This window comes from Bradyrhizobium genomosp. I (2014), assembly GCF_000261685.1.
Classification (GTDB): Bacteria; Pseudomonadota; Alphaproteobacteria; order Rhizobiales; family Xanthobacteraceae; genus Bradyrhizobium.
Genome location: NZ_AJQE01000468.1, coordinates 1 through 2,047, shown reverse-complemented (window position 1 = coordinate 2,047; position 2,047 = coordinate 1). Strand labels below are relative to the sequence as shown.

General features: G+C 64.6%; 2 protein-coding genes. Both read left to right on the top strand.

Going from position 1 to position 2,047, the window contains the following annotated elements; translation table 11 throughout:
- The coding region (istA, locus tag IC50_RS38025; RefSeq protein ID WP_035716775.1) for an IS21-like element ISBj11 family transposase at window positions 1–1,363 on the top strand (1,363 nt) is incomplete at its 5' end.
- On the top strand, window positions 1,360–2,047 hold a 688-nt coding region (gene istB / locus IC50_RS38020), incomplete at its 3' end, for an IS21-like element ISBj11 family helper ATPase IstB (protein WP_035716774.1). The genes istA and istB, both read left to right, overlap by 4 nt.

The window sequence follows — 2,047 nt, the reverse complement described above, 5'->3', positions numbered from 1 at the left end:
GGCTCCCCGCGGCCGTCGCCGGCCAGATCCCTTGGCCCGCGTATTTGAGACAGATATCGCGCCGATGCTGAAGGCCGCCCCCGGTGTGCGGCCGGTCACGATCTTCGAGGAGTTGCTCCGACGCCATCCCGAGCTCGGCGCCGGCATCCGTCGCACGCTGGAGCGCCGGATCCGGGCCTGGCGGGCGATCCACGGCGAGGAGCAGGAGGTCATCTTCCGCCAGACCCACGAACCCGGTCAGCGCGGCCTGTCCGACTTCACCGACATGGGCGAATTGGGTGTCACGATCGCGGGCGTACCGCTCGACCATCGTCTCTATCACTTCCGGCTGGCCTATTCCGGGTTTGAGCACGCCCATGTCGTGCTCGGCGGTGAGAGCTTCGTCGCTCTGGCCGAAGGCCTGCAGAATGCCTTGTGGTCACTCGGTGGGGCGCCACGGGAGCATCGCACCGACAGCCTGTCGGCCGCCTTTTGCAATCTCGACCGCGACGCCAAAGACGATCTGACGCGGCGATACGAAGACCTCTGTGCCCATTACGGCATGCGGCCTTCCCGCAACAATCGTGGCATCGCCCACGAGAACGGGGCGATCGAGAGTTCGCATGGTCATCTCAAGCGAGCGATCGGCGACGCGCTGTTGCTGCGTGGCACCGCCGACTTCGACGATCTAGCTGCCTATCGTGGCTTCATCGATGAGATCGCCAGCCGCCGCAATGCCCGCAACGCCAAGCGGATCGACAGTGAACGTAGCGCACTTCAGGATCTGCCGGACCGCCGCACGTCGGACTATGAAGAGGTGATCGTCCACGTGACGTCGTCCGGCGGCTTCACCTTGCGCAAGGTGTTCTACACGGTGCCGTCGCGCTTGATCGGCCATCGGCTGCGGGTGCGCCTGTATGACGATCACCTCGACGTGTTTGTCGGCGGCACGCATCTCCTCACCTTGCCGCGCGGGCGGCCGCATCCCAATGGCAAGCACGATCAGGTCGTCGATTATCGGCACGTGATCCATTCCTTGCGGCGCAAGCCGATGGCGCTCCTCAACCTGGTCTACCGCGACCAGCTGTTCCCCCGGGAAGCTTACCGCCGAGCCTTCGACGTCTTGCGCAAACGCTTACCGGACAAGAAGGCCTGCCGGATCATGGTCGATCTCCTCGCACTCGCCCATGAGCGCGGTTGCGAGGCCGAACTCGCCAATCAGCTCACGGCTGACCTGAACGACGGCCGGCTGCCCGACCTCAACCGGCTACGTACTCACTTCGCCCCGGATCCCGCCCAGGTGCCGAACGTCGTGGTACGCCTCGCACCGCTCGCCACCTATGAATGCCTCATCGGTACCGCCGAGATCGGAGGCGCCGCATGAGCACAACCAACGTAGTCGACACCGCGCGCCTCAATCTGTTGCTCAACGAGCTGCGGCTGCCCGCCATCAAGGCGCTGTGGCCGCAATTTGCCGAGCAATCCGATAAAGAAGGCTGGCCGGCGGCGCGCTTCCTCGCCACCATTGCCGAGCACGAGATCGCTGAGCGCGGCCGCCGCCGCATCGAGCGCCATCTCGTCGAGGCGCGGCTGCCTACCGGAAAGACCTTTGACAGCTTCGACTTCGAGGCCGTGCCGATGATCTCCAAGGCGCAAATGACCGCACTCGCCGCCGGCGACGGCTGGCTCGGCAAGGGCGCCAATCTGCTGCTGTTTGGTCCGCCCGGTGGAGGCAAGAGCCACTTGGCGGCAGCAATCGGCTTGGCCCTCATCGAGAACGGATGGCGCGTCCTGTTCACCCGCACCACCGATCTCGTGCAGAAGCTCCAGGTGGCTCGCCGCGAGCTCAACCTCGAGGGCGCCATCAACCGCCTCGATCGCTTCGATCTCGTCATCTTGGACGATCTTGCCTATGTCACCAAGGACCAGGCCGAGACCAGTGTGCTGTTCGAGCTCATCAGCGCACGCTACGAGCGACGCTCTTTGCTGATCACCGCCAATCAGCCCTTTGGAGAATGGAACAAGGTCTTTCCGGACCCAGCTATGACCCTCGCGGCGATCGATCGCC